14 protein-coding genes and 1 riboswitch are annotated in these 21,026 nt (G+C 63.4%); of the genes, 8 read left to right on the forward strand and 6 right to left on the reverse strand.

Going from position 1 to position 21,026, the window contains the following annotated elements; all coding sequences use genetic code 11:
- Window positions 1-72 precede the first annotated feature (72 nt).
- Window positions 73-891 (reverse strand): isocitrate lyase/PEP mutase family protein, encoded by an 819-nt coding sequence (locus BLW80_RS01195; protein ID WP_093756509.1) that lies wholly within the window; start codon window positions 889-891, stop codon window positions 73-75.
- 202 nt (window positions 892-1,093) lie between these two features.
- Window positions 1,094-2,314, reverse strand: a complete 1,221-nt coding sequence (locus tag BLW80_RS01200) for a TrmJ/YjtD family RNA methyltransferase (protein ID WP_093756510.1) — start codon at window positions 2,312-2,314, stop codon at window positions 1,094-1,096.
- A 323-nt stretch (window positions 2,315-2,637) separates the two neighbouring features.
- Here BLW80_RS01200 and BLW80_RS01205 point away from each other — a divergent pair, with 323 nt between their 5' ends.
- From BLW80_RS01205 to BLW80_RS01225, 5 genes are all read left to right on the forward strand, one after another.
- Entirely contained in the window at window positions 2,638-4,362 is a 1,725-nt protein-coding gene (locus tag BLW80_RS01205) for a carbamoyltransferase C-terminal domain-containing protein (RefSeq protein ID WP_093756511.1), read from the forward strand.
- A 196-nt stretch (window positions 4,363-4,558) separates the two neighbouring features.
- The gene (locus BLW80_RS01210) at window positions 4,559-5,773 is read left to right on the forward strand and encodes an NADP-dependent isocitrate dehydrogenase (RefSeq protein ID WP_093756512.1); all 1,215 of its coding nucleotides are present in this window, start codon (window positions 4,559-4,561) and stop codon (window positions 5,771-5,773) included.
- Between the two features lie 94 nt (window positions 5,774-5,867).
- Window positions 5,868-7,934 (forward strand): prolyl oligopeptidase family serine peptidase, encoded by a 2,067-nt coding sequence (locus tag BLW80_RS01215; protein WP_093756513.1) that lies wholly within the window; start codon window positions 5,868-5,870, stop codon window positions 7,932-7,934.
- 45 nt (window positions 7,935-7,979) lie between these two features.
- On the forward strand, window positions 7,980-8,507 hold the full coding sequence (locus BLW80_RS01220; RefSeq protein ID WP_093756514.1) for a DUF3455 domain-containing protein: 528 nt from the start codon (window positions 7,980-7,982) through the stop codon (window positions 8,505-8,507).
- Between the two features lie 140 nt (window positions 8,508-8,647).
- A complete protein-coding gene (locus BLW80_RS01225; protein WP_089265057.1) occupies window positions 8,648-9,352 on the forward strand; it encodes an SDR family oxidoreductase in 705 nt (234 codons plus the stop codon).
- Window positions 9,353-9,374: 22 nt separating this feature from the next.
- On the opposite strand, the gene ybaL is transcribed toward BLW80_RS01225, so the two are convergent.
- Complete coding sequence (gene ybaL, locus BLW80_RS01230) at window positions 9,375-11,066, reverse strand: YbaL family putative K(+) efflux transporter (protein WP_093756515.1); 1,692 nt, start codon at window positions 11,064-11,066, stop codon at window positions 9,375-9,377.
- A 258-nt stretch (window positions 11,067-11,324) separates the two neighbouring features.
- The gene (alaS, locus tag BLW80_RS01235; RefSeq protein ID WP_093756516.1) at window positions 11,325-14,006 is read right to left on the reverse strand and encodes an alanine--tRNA ligase; all 2,682 of its coding nucleotides are present in this window, start codon (window positions 14,004-14,006) and stop codon (window positions 11,325-11,327) included.
- A 272-nt stretch (window positions 14,007-14,278) separates the two neighbouring features.
- A riboswitch (glycine riboswitch) is annotated at window positions 14,279-14,372 on the forward strand.
- A 140-nt stretch (window positions 14,373-14,512) separates the two neighbouring features.
- On the opposite strand from alaS, the gene gcvT reads away from it, so the two are divergent.
- Genes gcvT through gcvP form a run of 3 tightly spaced genes read left to right on the forward strand, consistent with a single transcriptional unit; the run spans window position 14,513 to window position 18,978 of the window.
- The gene (gcvT, locus tag BLW80_RS01240; RefSeq protein WP_093756517.1) at window positions 14,513-15,676 is read left to right on the forward strand and encodes a glycine cleavage system aminomethyltransferase GcvT; all 1,164 of its coding nucleotides are present in this window, start codon (window positions 14,513-14,515) and stop codon (window positions 15,674-15,676) included.
- A gap of 11 nt (window positions 15,677-15,687) precedes the next feature.
- Window positions 15,688-16,053 carry a glycine cleavage system protein GcvH gene (gcvH, locus tag BLW80_RS01245; RefSeq protein WP_093756518.1) on the forward strand — a complete coding sequence of 122 codons (366 nt, stop codon included), beginning with the start codon at window positions 15,688-15,690 and terminating at the stop codon, window positions 16,051-16,053.
- Window positions 16,054-16,113: 60 nt separating this feature from the next.
- Window positions 16,114-18,978 carry an aminomethyl-transferring glycine dehydrogenase gene (gene gcvP, locus BLW80_RS01250; protein WP_093756519.1) on the forward strand — a complete coding sequence of 955 codons (2,865 nt, stop codon included), beginning with the start codon at window positions 16,114-16,116 and terminating at the stop codon, window positions 18,976-18,978.
- Between the two features lie 201 nt (window positions 18,979-19,179).
- Here gcvP and BLW80_RS01255 read toward each other — a convergent pair whose 3' ends face one another.
- Window positions 19,180-19,677, reverse strand: coding sequence for a YciE/YciF ferroxidase family protein (locus BLW80_RS01255; RefSeq protein WP_089265675.1), 498 nt, complete (start codon window positions 19,675-19,677; stop codon window positions 19,180-19,182).
- Window positions 19,678-19,790: 113 nt separating this feature from the next.
- Entirely contained in the window at window positions 19,791-20,963 is a 1,173-nt protein-coding gene (locus BLW80_RS01260) for a M20 aminoacylase family protein (protein ID WP_093756520.1), read from the reverse strand.
- Window positions 20,964-21,026: the final 63 nt, after the last annotated feature.

Consider the following 21,026-nt stretch of genomic DNA (forward strand, 5'->3'; position numbering starts at 1 on the left):
GCGACAACTCACTCACTTCCCGCTTTCGGAATCTTGGCCTTGCTGACAGTAGGTTGAGAGTGACGAGTTAAACTAATTCGCAAACAATTTATTCAACTCCCCGCCCTTCACCCCCTGCGCGAACGCCGTGAACGTCCCCTGCCCGGCGATCTCCTGCGACGCCTGCATGAAGCCGGCCCAGGCCACGCGCGCCAGTGCGCCGCCGACGCTGATGCGGCGGACGCCGAGGCTGGCGAGATGCGCCACGGTCATGGTCGGCTGCACGGTGAGCACGTTGAGCGGCTTGCCGCCGATCGCCTTCACCAGCGTGGTGATCTCTTCGTCCGAGGCCACGCCCGGCGCGTAGAGGCAATCGGCGCCGGCGTCCGCAAAGGCTATGAGCCGCGCCGCGGTCTTCTTGAGGTCGCACTCGCCATGCAGAAAACCTTCGCAGCGCGCGACCAGCATGACAGCGGGATCGACGCTGTCGATGGCGGCGCGGGCGGCCTTGATGCGCTCCACGGCGAGCGTGTCATCATAGAGCGGTTTGTCCGCTTTGCCGGTGGAGTTCTCGATCGACAGGCCGGCGATTCCACTTTTGACCGCGCGGGCGACATTGGCGGCGACGCCGGCGGGGTCGTCGGCGAAGCCGGCCTCGAAATCGGCATTCACGGGCAGATCAGTGGCGGCGGAGAGCAGCGCGAGATGTTCGATGACATCGTCTGCGGTGACCTTGTTGTCGGGGCGGCCGGTGGACCAGGCATAGCCGGCTGACGTCGAGGCCAGCGCCTTGAAGCCGAGATGCGCGAGATAGCGGGCGCTGCCGACATCCCAGGGATTGGGCAGCACGAAACAGCCGGACTCGTGGAGCTTGCGGAAGTTGGCGCGCTTCTCGGCGGTGGAGATGGGCATGGGGCCTCCCGGTCTTAGTGCCGCGTTGATCGCGGCCGGTCACTGCCATCGTAGCTCGGGATGCGCCATTGATCACGCCGTCATTCCGGGGCGCGCCTCTTGGCGCGAACCCGGAATCCCGGCATGGGAGTCACCGGTGAGCCAAGCCACTCAGAGATTCCGGGTTCGCTCGCCAAGTGGCGAGCGCCCCGGAATGACAGTTCTAATTATTGCCCTGCCCCGGCATTCCGCTCGCCAGCAACGCCTCCAGCCGATCCAGCTCCGCCGCAATGTCCCGGGTCACGTCATCCGCCCGCATCGCGATCACGCGATAGCCGCGCTCCTGCAGCCAGGTCTGCCGGGCGGCGCGGTCGCTGACAATCACCTCGGTCTCGCCGGGATTGACCAGTTCGATGGCGATCCGCTCCGGGAACGAGACGAAATCCGGGATGTGACGCCCCACCGGGGTCTGGCGCTTGAACTGGCCGGCGAAGCGGCGATCGGCGCGGAGCTGGTCCCACAGCAGCCGCTCGGCATCGGTCGGGTTGCGGCGGAGCATGCGGGCAAGGCCGCGGACCGTGCCGCTCTCATGCGCCTGCGCGCCCTGCCCGTGTTCGGCCAGAAGCGCCCGCAGCCGGGTCGCCTGTTCGCCGTCGAGCACGCCGCCCTTGGCCGGCCCCTTGCGGCCCTCGGCGATGGCCATGACCACCCCGTGCAAGGTGTGCATGTCCTGCTTGGTCGGCTCCATCCGGGTGAAGATGTTGCGCAGGTTGACCAGCATGGTGTCGCGCTTTTCCGGCGGGCGCAGGAATTCGACCTTGTCGAGCTCGCCGACGAGGTTCTCGAAAAAGGCCGTCATCTGGTGCTGGGAGGCCGGCTCGGACCGTTCCGGCATCGCATAGGGCAGCGCGTTGGAGGTCGCCTGCTTGAACCATTCATAGCCGCACAGCAGAACCGCCTGGGCGAGGTTGAGCGAGGCGAAGGCCGGGTTGACCGGGAAGGTGATGATCCGGTTGGCGAGCGCGACCTCCTCGTTCTGCAGCCCGTAGCGCTCCCTACCGAACAGGATGCCGGCAGTGGCACCTCCGGCGACATGGGCGATGGTCTCGGCGGCGGCGGCCTCCGGAGCGACCACCGGCTTGGCCTGATCATGCGCCCGGGCGGTGGTCGCAAACAGCAGCGTGCAATCGGCGACCGCCTGCTCGACGGTGTCGAACAGCTCGACCTTGTCGAGGATGTGATCGGCGCCCGACGCCGCCCGGCGGGCATGGACGTTTGGCCAGCCGTCGCGCGGATTGACGATGCGCAGCCGGGTCAGGCCGAAATTGCCCATGGCCCGCGCGCACATGCCGATGTTCTCGCCGAGCTGCGGTTCGACGAGGATGACAACGGGGCCGACCAGGTCGGTATGCGCCTTGGTAGAGTCGGTGCCTGAACCGGACATACACTTCACTTTCTGATTCAATCTCTGAAGGTCTTGAATCAACCCGTGAAGGTTTTGATTCAACACCTCATCCGGGCTCCCTGGCGATCGCCACATTGTTGAGCGATACAAGGGACTTAGCCGGGCATCTGGATGCGAATAACCCGCTCTCCGGGGCTATCCGCGATGCAGCCCTACGACGAATTGCCGGCGGATGCCAGACGCGGCCTGCCTGCCGCCTGACAATCCGGATGAAGGCGGGTTCCCGGCCAAGCGCTCGTGATTTGCCGGTCGTGGCAGGGGGTGGGTAATGTGCCACCCCCGGGAACGACCTTGCAGCCTTCATGCCCCAGCTCATCCTCAGCGTTCACTCCGGCGTCCATGACGCCGCCGTCGCCATTTTCGAAGATTACGATCTGAAGGCTGCCATCGCGCTGGAGCGACTGACCCGGCGCAAAAGCGATGGCAGCGCTCACCCCGATGCGGCCATCGACGAGGTGCTGTCGATCGCCGGCGCCACACGGCGCGATGTCGACGTCGTCGCCTATAGCCGCGCGATGTTTCCCAAGGCCTATTTCCCGCGCCTCGGCGGCCTCCGCTGGCTGCACGAGCAGTATCGCAGCCGGGTCGGCAAGGACCGCCTGCTGCTCGGTGCCGAGCAGCATCGCTACCGCGCGCCGCGGGCAGAGGACGTCTTCGATGCCGCGGCGTGGCGGCGCGACGGCGGTTTCCGCGACGACGCCGCGGTCCATTTTTACAACCACCACGAAGCGCATGCGCTGCCCACTTTGTTCTACAGCCCGTGGCCGGATGCCCTGCTGGTGACGGCCGATGGCGGCGGCGACAATGTGAATTACAGCTACCGGCACTTCGCCGACCACCGCCTGACGACGCTCTACGGCGACGACACCTGTCTGTTCCTGCAAAATCCCGTCGACAGCCTCGGCCGCGCCTATAGCGCAGCGACCAAGTCGCTCGGATTTCGCCCCAACCGGCACGAGGGCAAGCTGACCGGGCTCGCGGCCATGGGGCAACCGACCGTGGCCAATACGATTGCCGGGTATTTTTCGGTAACCCCCGAAGGGCGTATCCAGTCGAGCTTTCGCAGCTATCACCAGATGAACGCGTTGATGCGCCGGCTGGCCAAACAGGCCGGCCGGGAGGATTTTGCGGCGTCGATCCAGAAGGTGCTGGAAGACACCATGCTGCTGTCGCTGCAGCGCCTGTTGCAGCGGCATCCGGCGCGCCATCTCGGCCTGTCCGGCGGCGTGTTCGCCAACGTCAAGCTCAACCGCCTGCTCGCCGAGCAATTGTCGATCGATGAATTGTTCATTTTCCCGGCGATGGGCGACGACGGCCTGCCGATCGGCGGCGCGCTGTCCTATCTGATGCAGCGCGACGGCCTGGCGCCCTGGCTCGAGCGCCGCCGCGATCTCGGGGATGTCTATCTCGGCCGCGATTTTCAGGCCGGGCTCGACGCCGGCATCGCAGCCACCCCGGGGATTCACCGCGTCGACGAGGCGCCGGTCGACGGCGCGGTGAAGCGGCTGGTGGCGGGCGAGATCGGCGCAATCTACAATGGCCGGATGGAATACGGCCCCCGCGCATTGGGCGCCCGGACCATCCTCGCCAATCCGGCCCGGCGCGGCACCCACGACCTCTTGAACGAACGGCTGAGCCGTTCCGAATTCATGCCGTTCGCCCCCGTCATCACCACTGAGCGTGCCGCTGACGTGTTCGACGTCAATCCGGTCAATGCGCGCGCCTGCCGCTACATGACCATCGCCTGCGATGTGAGGCCGGAATGGCGGGACCGCATCCCCGCCGTGGTCCATGTCGATGGATCCGCGCGGCCGCAGGTGATCGCGCGTCCGGACAATCCGCTCTATTACGACATTGTCGAGGGGTTTGCAGAGGCCAGCGGATTGCCGGTGCTGGTCAATACCAGCTTCAACGTGCACGAGGAGCCCATCGTCAACAGCCCGGACGAAGCGCTGCGGGCGCTGCTCGACGGGCGGATCGATTTCCTGGTGACCACGGGCGGCCTGTACCGGCGCGACGCGGCGTAATGGCAGCCTGCCGGTGAGCTGGTACGTGGTGGCGGGCACCGCGGCGCAGGCTGCATTTTGAGCAAAAACAGCCTGCGTTTTGGGCTGAAAATTGCGCCGAAACTGCATGACGCCCCGGCTTTCGCCGGGTCCTGCGCGGTGCTATAGCCCCCCTACAAATCATCCCTCCCGCAACGCGCTAAAGGCCCGAACCACCATGGCAAAAATCAAGGTAGCCAACCCTGTCGTCGAACTCGACGGCGACGAGATGACCCGGATCATCTGGCAGTACATCAAGGACAAGCTGATCAACCCCTTCCTTGACGTCAACCTGATGTATTTCGACCTCGGGATGGAATACCGCGACAAGACCGACGATCAGGTCACCATCGACGCGGCCCATGCGATCAAGAAATACGGCGTCGGCGTAAAGTGCGCCACCATCACCCCTGATGAAGCGCGCGTGAAGGAATTCGGCCTCAAGCAGATGTGGAAGTCGCCGAACGGCACCATCCGCAACATCCTCGGCGGCGTGATCTTCCGCGAGCCGATCATCTGCAACAACGTGCCGCGTCTCGTTCCTGGCTGGACCAAGCCGATCATCATCGGCCGCCACGCCTTCGGCGACCAGTATCGCGCCACCGACATCAAGTTCCCGGGCAAGGGCACGCTGACGATGAAGTTCGTCGGTGAAGACGGCACCGTGATCGAGCGCGAAGTGTTCCAGGCTCCGGGCGCCGGCGTCGCCATGAGCATGTACAACCTCGACGACTCGATCCGCGACTTCGCACGCGCATCGCTGAACTACGGCCTGTCGCGCGGCGTCCCGGTCTATCTGTCGACCAAGAACACCATCCTCAAGGTCTATGACGGTCGCTTCAAGGACATCTTCCAGGAAATCTTCGACGCCGAATTCAAGACCAAGTTCGAAGCCGCGAAGATCACCTATGAGCATCGCCTGATCGACGACATGGTGGCTGCCGCCATGAAGTGGTCCGGTGGCTATGTCTGGGCCTGTAAGAACTACGATGGCGACGTGCAGTCCGACACCGTGGCCCAGGGCTACGGCTCGCTCGGCCTGATGACCTCGGTGCTGCTGACGCCGGACGGTTCGGTGGTGGAAGCCGAAGCTGCCCACGGCACCGTGACCCGTCACTACCGCGAGCACCAGAAGGGCAAGGAAACCTCGACCAACTCGATCGCGTCGATCTTCGCCTGGACCCAGGGTCTCGCCCACCGCGCCAAGCTCGACAACAATGCCGAGCTGGCGAAGTTCGCCAAGACCCTCGAAAAGGTCTGCGTCGACACCGTCGAAGCCGGCTACATGACCAAGGATCTGGCGCTGCTGGTCGGCGCCGATCAGCGCTGGCTCTCGACCACGGGCTTCCTCGACAAGGTCGCGGAAAACCTGACCAAGGAACTGGCGGCCTGATTTCCGCCCTCTCCTGACTGCACCATCCGAAAGTCCGGGTTGCCTCAGGCACCCCGGACTTTCTTTTTGAGACGTTCCGTTTTCGAGGTGACCCATGACTGCGCCAAATCCCGCCGACGGCAGCAATGATCCATATGTCTGGCTCGAAGAAATCGAGGGCGAGAAAGCCGTGGCCTGGGTCGAGGCACAGAATGCGCGCACCGACGGCTTCCTCTGCGGCGATGCCTACCAGCGCGACTTCGACGCAGTTATGAAGATCCTCGACGCCGACGATCGCATTCCCTTCGTCGGAAAGTCTGGCGACTATCTCTATAATTTCTGGAAAGACGCCGCTCATCCGCGCGGGCTTTGGCGCCGCACGGTGCTGGAGAGCTACAAGACCGATACGCCCAAATGGGACGTGCTGCTCGACATCGATGCACTGAACCAAGCGGAAGGCATCTCCTGGGCCTTCGCAGGTGCTGCGCGTTCCCCGGACAAGACCCGCGCGTTGATCAGCCTGTCGTTCAACGGCACTGACGCCATCGAGATCCGTGAGTTCGATATTCCCAGCAAGAGCTTCGTTGCCGACGGCTTCATCATCCCGAAAGCCAAGACGCAGGTGAGCTGGGTCGATCAAAACACGCTGCTGCTCGGCAGCGCGCAGACGCCCGAGGACAGCACCGAGGCCGGCTATACCCGCACCGTACGCAAATGGACGCGCGGCACACCGTTGGCTGCGGCTGAAACCGTCTTCGAGGTCGAGAAGCAGGACGTCGCCGCCTGGTTCGGCGTCAACCGCCGACCGAGCCATGAAGGCGTGATGTACTGGCGCGCGCTGGATTTCACGCGCTCGCATATATCAGTCGAGCGCAAGCATGGCCCGCATGCCGGGAAGCGCCTGCGCCTCGAACTGCCGGAGGAGATCTCGGTCTCGGCCGAAGCCAATGATCTTCTGGTCAGCCCGAAACAGGACTGGACCGTCGGCGACCAGACGATCCCGACCGGCGCACTCGCCGTCATCGACCTCGATCGCTTCCTGTCTGGCGCACGCGATTTCGAGATCGTCTTCATGCCGACACCGACCCGCGCGCTACAATCATGGTCGGAGACCCGGCACGGCATCGTGCTCGAAATCCTCGACAACGTCCGCGGTCGCCTCGCTCTGCTGCAGCGGAGCGAGGCTGGCTGGCACGAAACGGCACTTCCGGGATTGCCCGATAACGCCACGATCTCGGCGCAGAATTTCGGCGGCGAAGACGATCCTAATCTCGGCACCGACATGCTGCTCACCGTCACCGGCTTCGATAGGCCGACGACGACGGCACTGTGGAACGGCCAGGGCGCGCCCGAGCCGCTGAAGAGCTCGCCGCCCAATTTCAATCCCGAGGGCATCGAGGTGCAGCAGCGCCATGCGGTGGCCGCTGACGGCACCAGAATCCCCTACTTCCTGATCGGCAAAAATCTCTCGGCCGGCGCCCCGCCCCGGCCGACGATTCTCTATGGCTATGGCGGCTTCGAGATATCGCTGACGCCCGCCTATATGGGCGTCGCCGGCAAGCTGTGGCTCGAACAAGGTCATCTCTACGCCATCGCCAATATCCGCGGTGGTGGTGAGTTCGGCCCGGCGTGGCATCTAGCTTCGCGCAAGATCACCAAGCATGTGGCCCATGACGACTTCGCTGCGGTGGCGCGCGATCTCGCAGCGTCTGGTATCACGACGGCGCAAAAGCTTGCGTGCCACGGCGGCAGCAATGGTGGCCTGCTGGTCGGCAACATGCTGACGCGCTATCCGGAACTGTTCGGCGCGGTCTGGTGCAGCGTGCCGCTGCTCGACATGGCGCGCTATACCAAGTTGCTCGCCGGCGCGAGCTGGATCGCCGAATATGGCGATCCGGAAATTCCCGACGAGTGGGCCTATCTGCAGAAATACTCGCCCTATCACCTGATCGCGCCCGGTAAGACCTATCCGCCGATCTTCATCACCACCAACCGCACCGACGACCGCGTCCATCCCGGCCACGCCCGCAAGATGGCAGCGAAGCTCGAAGAGCTTGGCTATCCCGTCTGGTTCAACGAGACGGTAGCGGGCGGACACTCCGGCGCCGTGGACAATACCAAGCAGGCACAGAGCCAGGCTCTGGGATTTGCGTTTCTACGGCGGACGATTGGAGCTGCGTAAAACGAACGACAGAGCAACTACCAACCAGAGCAAGAGAGGGTTCACATGACCTGCAATACGCCCCATGTTTTCAAACGCCCGATCCTGACCACGATTGTCACGCTCTCGCTCAGTGTCGCGGGCGCATTCTCTGCTTTGGCGCAGGTGCCGGATGCGATTGCAGCCCCCGGCGAGACGCAGATCGCCAAGCTGCATGCTGAAGGCGCGCAGGTCTATGAGTGCAAGGCCGACGCTTCAGGAAAGCTGACATGGACGTTCCGCGAGCCGATCGCCACGCTGATGGCCGATGGCAAGACCGTGGGGCGGCACTATGTCGGACCGAACTGGGAATACAGCGATGGCAGCGCGGTGGTCGGTAAGGTGACCGGCAACGCACCAGGCACCACTGCCAAGGACATTCCGTGGCTCCGCCTCGAAGCCGCCTCGCATCGCGGCAGCGGCATGTTGAGCGGCGTAACCACGGTACAGCGGATCAACACAGTCGGCGGCACGCTCGCCGGCACCTGCAGCGGCGCCGGTACTTTACAGAGCGAGCCCTATTCGGCCGACTACGTGTTCCTGCGCAAGGGCTAAGGACATTTCGCCGGTGGACACTCCGGCGCGGTGGAGAATACCGAGCAGGCACAGAGCCAGGCGCGAGGTTTGCGTTTCTACGCCGAACGATTTGCCGCTAGAGCAGAGAAGACCAGAAAAACAGTCAGGGAGACCGCCTCATGTCATCTAGCAAAGTCGCCATCATCACGGCCGGTGGAAGCGGCATGGGCGCAGCATCTGCGCGCCGCCTTGCCGCCGACGGCTTCAAGGTCGCGATCCTGTCTTCATCGGGGAAAGGTGAAGCGTTGGCGCAAGAGCTCGGCGGCATTGGCGTCACCGGCTCCAACCAGTCGAGCGACGATCTGAAGCGGCTGGTGGATGGCACGCTGGAGAAATGGGGCCGGATCGACACGCTGGTAAACAGCGCCGGTCATGGCCCGCGTGCGCCGCTGCTCGATATCACCGACGAGCAGTGGCACACCGGCATGGATGTCTATCTTATGAACGTGATCCGGCCAACGCGACTGGTGACGCCGATCATGCAGAAGCAGAAATCCGGTGCGATCATCAACATCTCCACCGCCTGGGCGTTCGAACCCTCGGCGATGTTTCCGACTTCCGCCGTGTTCCGCGCCGGTCTCGCCTCCTACACAAAATTGTTCGCGGATAGTTTTGCCGCCGATAATGTACGGATGAACAATGTGCTGCCCGGCTGGATCGACAGCCTGCCCGCCACCGAAGAGCGGCGCCAGAGCGTCCCGATGCAACGCTATGGCAAGAGCGACGAGATCGCAGCCACGGTCGCATTCCTCGCATCGGATGGCGCTGGCTATATCACCGGCCAGAACATTCGCGTCGATGGCGGCATGACGCGATCGGTGTAACGATCTGATCGCAACGGCGCGACTAAACGGCCGCCGTCGCGCCGATCTGCAGCAGCATCGCCTTGGCGATTTCCTGCTCGCCCATGATCACGACATTGGCACCGTGATGTTTGAGATGCGCGATCTCCTCTTCGGAATGCGCGCGGGCGATGATTGGAAGCGTAGGGTTGAGCGCACGGGCCTTGGCGACGATCTGACCGCCTTCGAAGGCGTCCGGGATGGCGACGAGCAATCCCCTGGCGCCCATCACATTTGCAGCCTGCAACATGTCCGGCGCCGCGGCATTGCCGGTGACGACCTCAACACCTTCCTTCTGCAGACGCTCGACAACGCCCGGCGTGTCCTCGATCACCAGCAGCGGCGTGTTGTTCAAGCGCAGCGCCCTGCTGACTACGCTGCCGACACGACCATGGCCGACCAGCACGACGTGATCCTTGAGTTGCGTCTCCGGCAACGGGACGCGCGTGACCGCTTTCTCCTTGCTGTCCGCAGCGGCCGCTTCACTCGCTGCCGCCGCTTTCGCGTCCTTATCGGCCAGTAGGCGATCGAGCAACGCGAAGAACAGCGGATTGAGCATGATCGAGATGATCGCGCCGGCGAGCACGAGATCGCGACCGCGATCGGGCAGCAGACCGAGGCCCACGCCGAGGCTGACGAGAATGAAGGAGAACTCGCCGATCTGCGCCAGCGAGGCGGAGATCGTCAGCGCCGTCGAGGTCGGATAGCCGAACAGCCGGACGATGCCGAAGGCAGCCGCCGATTTGCCGAACAGGATGATGAACACGGTGGCGAGCAGCGGCAGCGGTTCGCGCAGGATGATCGCCGGATCGACCAGCATGCCGACCGAGACGAAGAACAGCACCGCGAACGCGTCGCGCAGCGGCAGCGTCTCATTGGCCGCGCGCTGGCTGAGTTCGGACTCGCTGAGGATCATACCCGCAAAGAACGCACCGAGCGCGAATGACACGTCGAATATGAGAGCTGCGCCGAAGGCGACCCCAAGCGAGATCGCGAACACCGCAAGACGAAACAGTTCGCGCGACCCGGTATGCGCCACATAGTGCAGCAGCATCGGGATGACGCGGCGGCCGACCACCAGCATGAAGATGACGAAGCCCGCGACCTTGCCGAGCGTGATCAGCACCGGCATCGCCAACGCTGACATGCTGGCACCGTTGCCCTCGCCTTTGAGAAGCCCTGCGATCGCCGGCAGCAGCACCAGCGTCAGCACCATTGCGAGATCCTCGACGATCAGCCAGCCGATGGCGATGCGGCCGCGCTCGCTGTCCACCAGCCGTCGTTCCTGCAATGCGCGGAGCAGCACCACCGTCGAAGCCACCGACAGCGCGAGGCCAAACACAAGGCCACCACCGAACGACCAGCCGAGCGCCTCGCCGAGACCGATGCCGAGCAGTGTCGCCACGGCGATCTGCACGATGGCCCCGGGGATCGCGATATTCTTGACCGACAGCAGATCCTTCAGCGAGAAATGCAGGCCGACGCCAAACATCAGCAGGATGATGCCGATTTCCGCCAGTTCATTGGCGATATTCTGGTCGGCCACATAGCCGGGCGTAAATGGGCCCATGAAGACGCCGGCGAGCAGATAGCCGACCAGTGGCGACACGCGAATGCGCTGTGCGATCAGGCCGAGGATGAATGCCAGTACGAGGCCGACGACGACGGTGGAAATCAGCGGGGTGTTATGCTCCATGCCACTTTTTGCCGCATGGGTGCGTGGGATGCCACCCTTAACGAGGGCTACTCATGGTCGCAGGCGCGAGCGGTCACGTCATCGCGAGATGGGGTTGTGTGACCCACACTGCCATTCCGGGGCGCGATCTCAGCGAAGCTGAGAGCGTGAACCTCAGCCATTCCAGTTGGAATGGCGGGGAATCTCGACATAGTAAAACACTACGGGATTCCGGGTTCGCGCCCGCCTGGCGGCGTTCGCGAGACCGGAATGACGAGATTAGTTGCCGATCGCCGCTTCGATTGCCGCCAGCGCAGCATCGGCCTTGGCGCCGTCCGGACCACCGGCCTGCGCCATGTCCGCCCGCCCACCGCCGCCTTTGCCGCCCAAGGCTTCAGAGGCGAGCTTCACCAGATCGACAGCGCTGAAACGCTTGGTCAGATCCTCGGTGACGCCGACCACGACGCCGGCCTTGCCGTCTTCACCGACATTGATGATCGCGACCACGCCGGAGCCGAGCTGCTTCTTGCCGGCATCGGCGAGGCTCTTGAGATCCTTCATCTCGATGCCCGACACACTCTTGGCCATAAGCTTGACGTCGCCGACAGTCTTGACGTCTGCGGACGCGCCACCAGCGGCCGATGCGGCAGCGGCAGCACCGCCGCCCATGGCGATGGTCTTCTTCGCCTCGGAGAGTTCACGCTCCAACTTCTTGCGCTCGTCCATCAACGCGGCGATGCGCGCCGGCATGTCGTCGAGCGTGGTGCGAAGTTCGTTCGCCGCGGTCTTCGCGAGATGGATCGTCTCGTTGGCGTGATGACGCGCATGATTGCCGGTCAGCGCCTCGATACGGCGCACGCCGGACGACACTGCGCTTTCGCCGGTGACCGAGATCATGCCGATGTCGCCGGTGCGCCGGACATGGGTGCCGCCGCAAAGTTCGACCGACCAGCCGAGCGCGTTGCTGCCGCTCTCGCGGGGCATCTTGCCCATGGAGACAACGCGAACTTCGTCGCCGTATTTCTCTCCGAACAGCGCGCGGGCACCAGCTTCGCGGGCATCGTCCACTGCCATCAGGCGCGTGGTGACGGCGTCGTTTTCCAGCACAACATTGTTGGCGATGTCCTCAACGCGGCGGAGCTCGTCGGCCGTGATCGGCTTCTGATGCACGAAATCGAAACGCAGCCGGTCCGGCGCCACGAGCGAGCCGCGCTGCGCGATGTGATCACCGAGCACCTGACGCAGCGCTTCATGCAGCAGATGCGTCGCCGAGTGATTGGCGCGAATCGACGAGCGACGGGTGTGATCGACGTCGAGCGCCAGCGCAGCGCCGACTTTCAGCGTGCCCTGCTCGAGCGTGCCGACATGCACGAACAGATCGCCTGCGCGCTTCTGAGTTTCTGTGACGCGGAAGGTCACGCCCTCGCCGGTAATCACACCAGTGTCGCCGACCTGGCCACCGGACTCTGCATAGAACGGCGTCTGGTTGAGAACGATGGCGCCGGTGTCGCCTGCCTTGAGGTTGTCGACTTCCTTGCCATCCTTCACCAGTGCCGCAACCGCACCTTCCGCAGACTCGGTCTCGTAGCCGAGAAATTCCGTCGCACCGAGTTTTTCACGCAACTCGAACCAGATCGCTTCGGTCGCGGTCTCGCCAGAGGAAAAGCGCGACGCACGTGCCTTCTGTTTCTGCTTCTCCATCGCATCGGTGAAGGACGCGATATCGACCGAGATGCCGCGGTTGCGCAGTGCGTCCTGGGTCAGATCGAGCGGGAAGCCATAGGTGTCGTACAGCGTGAAGGCGGTCTCGCCGTCGAACATGTCGCCCTTCTTCAGCGACGCGCTCTTGTCATCGAGAATGCCGAGACCACGATCCAGCGTTTTGCGGAAGCGCGTCTCTTCGAGGCGCAGCGTTTCCTCGATCAGGCTCTCGGCGCGCACCAGCTCCGGATAGGCCTGGCCCATCTCGCGCACCAGCGCCCAAACCAGGCGCCACATCAGCGGCTCCTTGGCGCCGAGCAACTGGCCGTGACGCATGGCGCGGCGCATGATCCGGCGCAGCACATAGCCGCGGCCTTCATTCGACGGCAGCACGCCATCGGCGATCAGGAACGAGGATGCGCGCAGATGGTCGGCGATAACGCGGAGCGAGGCCTTCATCGGGCCCTGCGGATCGGCCCCCGTCAAATCGGCGATGGCACGGATCAGCGCGACGAACAGGTCGATGTCGTAATTGTCGTGCTTGCCCTGCAGCACCGCAGCGATGCGCTCGAGGCCCATGCCGGTGTCGATGGACGGCTTCGGCAGCGAGATGCGGTTGCCCGGCGCCAGCTGGTCGAACTGCATGAACACCAGATTCCAGATCTCGATGAAACGGTCGCCGTCTTCATCGGGCGAGCCGGGAGGGCCGCCGGGAATCTTGTCGCCATGGTCGAAGAAGATTTCCGAGCACGGACCGCAGGGGCCCGTATCGCCCATCTGCCAGAAATTGTCCGAGGTCGGGATACGGATGATCTTGGAGTCCGGCAGGCCGATCTTCTTCCACAGTGCGAAAGCTTCATCGTCCTCGGAATAGACAGTGACCAGCAAGCGGTCCTTGGCGAGGCCGTACTCCTTGGTGATCAGGTTCCAGGCCAGCTCGATCGCGCGTTCCTTGAAGTAATCGCCGAACGAGAAGTTACCAAGCATCTCGAAAAAGGTGTGATGGCGCGCGGTATAGCCGACATTGTCGAGGTCGTTATGCTTGCCGCCGGCACGGACGCATTTCTGCGACGTCGTCGCGCGCTGATAAGGCCGCTTCTCGACGCCGGTAAAAACGTTCTTGAACTGCACCATGCCGGCATTGGTGAACATCAGCGTGGGGTCGTTGCGCGGCACCAGCGGCGACGACGACACGATGTCGTGACCATTCGCCGCGAAGTAATTCAGAAATGCCGACCTGATCTCGTTAACGCCGCTCATATCAGTCCCATTGCGCCCAAGACTTGTTACGTTCAAGACTTGGCGCCTAAAAATCGCCCACGGCCAAATTGTTTGAAGATTTGCCGCCGGCCAATGCCACAACCGGTTGCTTTTAGACCGGCGGGACTAGGGCTGTCCAGAAACTGTGCAAGAGGATGACAAGGGATCATTCAAGCGGATCAGGGGCTTGCCGCAGCAGCACAGGGCCGTTGATAGGTGCCGGAACCGCGTTGACAGATTCAGGGAACGCATGCTCTTGTGCCGGCGTTGAAAGACGTCACGTCGGGAGAGACCGGCCCCGTTTGGGCCGGCGCCGAAGGAGCAACCGCCCCGGAAACTCTCAGGCAAAAGGACCGCGTGACAGGTTAGCATCTGGAAAGAGATGCCTTTGAGCCCGAATGGGCCAATGGCGTCCGCCGACGGGATAATACTCTCAGGCACAGCGACAGATGGGGCTCGTACAGGCACTCCGGGAATGGTCCCGGGGAACCGCGAGGACCCGTCATATGTCTGCTGTCGATACGCTAGCGACCGATAAACCCTCAATTTTGAAACAAACGCCGCTGCACGCCCTCCACGTCGCCCGTGGCGGCAAGATGGTGCCCTTCGCCGGCTATGACATGCCAGTGCAATACGCCACCGGCGTGCTGAAGGAGCATCTCCACACCCGTGCTGCGGCCGGCCTTTTCGATGTTTCCCATATGGGCCAGCTAACGTTGCGGGCGAAGTCCGGCAAACTCGAAGATGCGGCCTTGGCGCTCGAAAAGCTGGTGCCGATGGACATTCTGGCGCTGGCACCGGGGCGCCAGCGTTATGCCCAGTTCACCAATGAGACCGGCGGAATTCTCGACGACCTGATGGTGGCGAATTTCGGCGATCATTTGTTTCTCGTGGTCAACGCTGCCTGCAAGGATGAAGACGAGGCGCATCTGCGCGCGCATCTCTCCGACAGCTGCATTATCGAGACCCTGCCCGACCGTGCACTGATCGCGCTGCAAGGGCCAAAGGCCGCGGATGTGCTGGCAAAGTTCTGCCCTGAGGCACCGGCGATGAAGTTCATGGATGCCGGCCCGCATCAGGTGAACGGCATTGCCTGCTTCGTCTCACGCTCCGGCTATACGGGTGAAGACGGCTACGAGATCTCGATCCCGAACGATCAGGCCGAGGCCCTTACCTCCGCCTTGCTCGATCGTCCCGACGTCCTGCCGATCGGCCTCGGCGCCCGCGACAGCCTGCGTCTCGAAGCCGGGCTGTGCCTCTACGGCCATGACATCGACACGACGACCACGCCCGTCGAAAGCGGGTTGAACTGGTCGATCCAGAAGAGCCGCCGCACCGCCGGCGCTCGCGCCGGCGGGTTTCTCGGCAGCGACAAGATCCTGGCGCAGCTCGATGGCGGCGCACCGTGCAAGCGCATCGGTCTGCTGCCGGAAGGCCGCGCGCCAGTGCGCGAAGGTGTCCTGCTGTTTGCGGATGCGACCTCCACCGAATCGATCGGCAGCGTCACCTCGGGCGGTTTCGGCCCCAGTCTCGGCGCGCCAATTGCAATGGGCTATCTGCCCAGCGCGCAGGCAGCCGACGGCACCACCGTCTATGCCGAGCTTCGCGGCCAGCGCATGCCGATGAAAGTGTCACCCATGCCCTTCGTCCCCCACAGCTACAAGCGTTGAGGAACTGCCCCATGACCACCCTGTACACCGAAGACCACGAATGGCTCCTGATTGACGGCGACGTCGTCACCGTCGGCATCACCGACTACGCGCAGTCACAGCTCGGCGACGTCGTGTTCGTCGAACTGCCCAAAGTGGGCCGCGCGCTGAAGAAGGCCGAAGCCGCCGCCGTGGTCGAATCGGTCAAGGCCGCCTCCGACGTCTATGCGCCGATCACCGGCGAGGTTGTCGCGATCAATGACGCGCTCGCGGCCGAGCCCGCGCTGGTGAATTCCGATGCCGACGGCAAGGCGTGGTTCTTCAAGCTCAAACTCGCCGACAAGAGCGAGCTTGATGGCCTGATGGATGCCGACGCCTACAAAGCCCACACCGCCTAGTTGTCGTGCCCGGCGAATGCCGGGCATGAGGACTTCTGAAATTCGTTCGAGGAACAACAGATGACCCTGAACAAATCTTCCGGCGACGTCGCCACCGATTTCGTCCGCCGCCATATCGGCCCTTCGCAAGCCGATATTCGTGTGATGCTTGAAACGGTCGGCGCGAAAAGCCTGTCCGCACTGATGGGCGAGACGCTCCCTGCCTCAATTCGCCAGAAGACGCCGCTCGATCTCGGCCGCGCGCTCAGCGAAACCGAGGCGCTGGCGCATATGACCGAGATGGCGGCCAAGAACGCGGTGTTCACGTCACTGATCGGCCAGGGCTATTCCGGCACGGTTCTCCCGACGGTGATCCAGCGCAACATCCTGGAGAACCCGGCCTGGTACACGGCCTATACGCCGTATCAGCCGGAGATCAGTCAGGGCCGACTCGAGGCGCTGTTCAATTTCCAGACCATGATCTGCGATCTCACCGGCCTCGACGTCGCCAATGCATCGCTGCTCGATGAAGCGACCGCCGCTGCGGAAGCCATGGCACTGGCCGAGCGTGCCTCAAACGTTCAGACCAAAACCTTCTTCGTCGATCATGAAGTTCATCCGCAGACCCTCGCGGTGCTGCGCACCCGCGCCGAGCCGCTCGGCTGGAAGCTTCAGATCGGCAATCCGCTCACTGACCTCGACAAAGCCGATGTGTTCGGCGCGATCCTGCAATATCCCGGCACGACGGGCATCGTGCGCGATTTCAAGCCGGCCATCGCCGCCCTTAAAGCGAAGGGCGCGCTCGCCGTCGTCGCCGCCGACCTGCTGGCGCTGACGCTTTTGGCCTCGCCAGGCGAACTCGGCGCGGACATCGCGATCGGCTCGGCGCAGCGCTTCGGCGTGCCGATGGGCTATGGTGGTCCGCATGCCGGCTACATGTCGGTGCGCGACGCGATCAAACGCTCGATCCCGGGCCGTCTCGTCGGCCTCTCCATCGATTCCCGCGGCGAGCCCGCTTATCGTCTGGCGCTGCAGACCCGCGAACAGCATATCCGCCGCGAGAAGGCGACGTCGAATATCTGCACCGCGCAGGTGCTGCTCGCCGTCATCGCGTCGATGTATGCGGTCTATCACGGCCCCGAAGGCCTCAAACACATCGCCCGCACGGTCCATCGCCGCACACTGGTGCTGGCCGCCGGCCTGAAGAAGCTCGGCTTCGCGCCGGAGAGCGAAGCGTTCTTCGATACGCTGACCGTGACCGTCGACGACAAGCGCGACGGCATCATTGCCGCAGCCCAGGCCGAGAAGATCAACCTGCGCATCGGTGACGGCACCATCGGCATCGCGCTCGATGAAACCACGACGCCGGAAACCGTCGAAGCCATCTGGCGCGCCTTCGGCGGCAAGCTTGGCTATTCAGACGTCGAGCATGGCGTCAGCGACGCCCTGCCCGCCTCGCTGAAGCGGAGCTCGGCCTTCCTCACCCATCCCGTCTTCCACAGCCATCGCTCCGAGACCGAACTCCTCCGTTACATGCGTAAGCTCTCGGATCGCGATCTGGCGCTTGATCGCGCGATGATCCCGCTCGGCTCCTGCACCATGAAGCTGAACGCGACCACCGAGATGATGCCGTTGACCTGGCCCGCCTGGGGCTCGCTGCATCCATTCGTGCCCCGCGAACAGGCCGCCGGCTATCACCAGCTTTTCGCGACACTGGAAAAGTGGCTGTGTGACATCACCGGTTACGACGCTGTATCGCTGCAGCCCAATTCCGGCGCGCAGGGCGAATATGCCGGCCTGCTCGCCATCCGCGCCTATCACGCGGCGCGCGGCGACAGCCATCGCAATATCTGCCTGATCCCGTCATCGGCACACGGCACCAATCCTGCCTCGGCCAGCATGGTCAATATGGATGTGGTTGTCGTCGCCTGCGACAAGCGCGGTGACGTGGACGTCAACGACCTGCGCATCAAGGCCGAGAAATACGCTGCCAATCTCGCGGCAATCATGATCACCTATCCGTCGACCCACGGCGTGTTCGAGGAACATATCCGCGAGATATGCGAGATCGTCCACGCCAATGGCGGTCAGGTCTATCTCGACGGCGCCAACATGAATGCGCAGGTCGGCCTGTCGCGGCCCGGCGATTACGGCGCTGATGTCAGCCATCTCAACCTGCACAAGACCTTCTGCATCCCGCATGGCGGCGGCGGCCCCGGCATGGGCCCGATCGGCGTCAAGGCGCATCTGGCGCCCTACCTGCCCGGTCATCCCTCGGCCAACGGCGATGTGCCGGTGGGGCCGGTCTCGGCCGCCCCCTATGGCTCGGCATCGATCCTGACGATCTCCTATATCTACATCCTGATGATGGGCGGTGCAGGCCTCACCTCGGCCACCGAACTTGCGATCCTCAATGCGAACTACATTGCCACACGGCTGCATCCGCATTTCCCGGTACTGTATCGCAACGAAAAAGGACGCGTGGCGCATGAATGCATCATCGATCCGCGCACATTCAAGACGTCCGCCGGTGTCACCGTCGACGACATCGCCAAACGCCTGATCGACTACGGTTTCCACGCACCGACCATGAGCTTTCCCGTCGTGGGGACGCTGATGATCGAGCCGACGGAGTCGGAATCGAAACTCGAACTCGATCGGTTCTGTGAGGCGATGATTGCGATCCGCAAGGAGATCACGGATATCGAGAGCGGCCGCTGGACCGTCGAGGCGTCGCCGCTGCGTCACGCACCGCATACGGTGCACGATATCGCGGATGACGATTGGAAGCGCGCTTACACCCGTGCCGAAGGCTGTTTCCCGGCTGGGACCTCACGCACCGACAAATACTGGTGCCCGGTTGGCCGCGTTGACAACGTCTATGGTGATCGCAACCTCGTCTGTTCGTGCCCGCCGATGGAAGACTACGCACAGGCCGCAGAGTAAAGTTCAACGCCACGCGACGGCCTCGAGCACCCTCGCCCCGCTCTTGCGGGGAGAGGGCTGGGGTGAGGGGCTCTTGCGATCCGCAAATTGTGTAGTCGAGGTGAGCACCTTGCCATGCCCCTCACCCGCCGCGAAGACGCGGCGACCTCTCCCCGCGCAGAGCGGAGAGAGGTTAAGCAAGCGCCACCGATGCAAATTAGTCTACGCCGCAGCAGCCAGATTGACTGCCGATTTCGCCAGCACCGACAATGACTCATCGGTCTTCTTTTCCTGATTGAGCGTCTCGTCGAGCAGCCGCACCGCGTCCTTCATGCCGAGTTCCGTGGCCCAGGCCTTCAAGGTGCCATAGCGCGAGATCTCATAGTGTTCGACGGCCTGTGCCGCAGCAAGCAGGCCGGCATCGAGCGAACTCGTCCCCTTGTACTCGTCCATGATCTCCTTGCCTTCGTCGAGGATACCCAGGATGGCGTCGCAGGTCTTGCCGCGGGCGGGTTTGTCGAGCAGCTCGAATATCTGTTCCAGGCGCTCGACCTGGCCTTCGGTTTCGTCGTGGTGCTTTTCGAAAGCGGCGCGCAATTTGTCCGAGGTTGCGGCCTTGGCCATCTTCGGCAGGGCCTTCAGGATCTGCTTTTCCGCGAAGTAGATATCCTTGAGCGTATCGAGAAAGAGGTCGTTGAGGTCTTTGTCCTTAGTCGCCATGACGCGCACTCCGTTAAGCCAGGGGTTGTTTCCCGCGGCTCAACGTCACCTGTTGTGTCTTGTTCCTGAGGTTGTGACGCAACTATTCAAAATCATTGCGTGGACGCCCGCTGTCAGGCCGCCAGCGTGGTCTCCACCAGCTTCACCCAATAGGACGTGCCGTAGACGATGGCGTCGTCGTTGAAATTATAGGCGGGGTGGTGCAGCCCGGCGCTGTCGCCGTTTCCGCAGAAGATGAAGGCGCCGGGGCGCGCTTCCAGCATATAGGCGAAGTCTTCGGCGCCCATCACCGGCGGCATGTCGATATTGACCTTCTCAGCCCCGGAGATTTCGCTGGCGACCCGCACCGCCATGTCGGTCTCGGCGCGGTGGTTGACCACCACGGGATAGCCGCGGTCATAGTCGAGCACGATCTTCGCGCCGGTCTGCAGCGCGACGCCGTTGACCACCTCATTCATACGCTTCTCCATGAGATCGCGCACTTCGGCGTTCAACGTTCGCACGGTGCCGCGCAGTTCAGCGGTCGCCGGGATGACGTTGCTGGCATGGCCGGCATGGAATTCACAGATCGACAGCACCGCGGATTCCAGGGGATTGACGGTACGGGAAACGATCGTCTGCAGCGCCATCACGAGCTGCGAGCCGACCAGCACGGAATCGATGGTCTTGTGCGGATAGGCGGCATGGCCACCCTTGCCCTCGATCTGGATCGAGATGCGGTCCATCGCCGCCATGATCGGACCCGGACGCAGCGCGAAGGAGCCGACCGGCATGCCGGGATTGTTGTGCATGCCATAGACCTGATCGATCTTGAAACGGTCCATCAGGCCGTCCTTGATCATCGCCGCCGCGCCCGCACCGCCCTCTTCGGCCGGCTGGAAGATGACGACGGCATCGCCCGCGAAATTGCGTGTTTCGGCGAGATATTGCGCCGCTCCCAGGAGCATGGACGTGTGGCCATCGTGACCGCAGGCATGCATCTTGCCGGGGGTCTTCGAGGCGTAAGGCAGATTGGTCTCTTCCTCGATCGGCAGCGCGTCCATGTCGGCGCGCAGCCCGATCACCTTGTGCTCGCCCGAGGCCGGCTTGCGGCCCCTGATGACGCCCACGACACCCGTTCGTCCCAGGCCCGTCACAACTTCGTCGCAACCGAACTCCTTCAGTCGTTCCGCCACGAAGCCCGCGGTCCGGTGCACGTCATACATCAGCTCGGGATGGGCATGCAGGTCACGGCGCCAGGCCATGATTTCCGGTTGCAGATCGGCGACACGATTGATGATGGGCATGGGTCAAGGTCTCGATGCGGTGGAACGGCGATATCCTTGTCTAGCATGTCGCGTGCCAACGGC

It is taken from the genome of Tardiphaga sp. OK245, assembly GCF_900108575.1.
GTDB lineage: Bacteria > Pseudomonadota > Alphaproteobacteria > Rhizobiales > Xanthobacteraceae > Tardiphaga > Tardiphaga robiniae.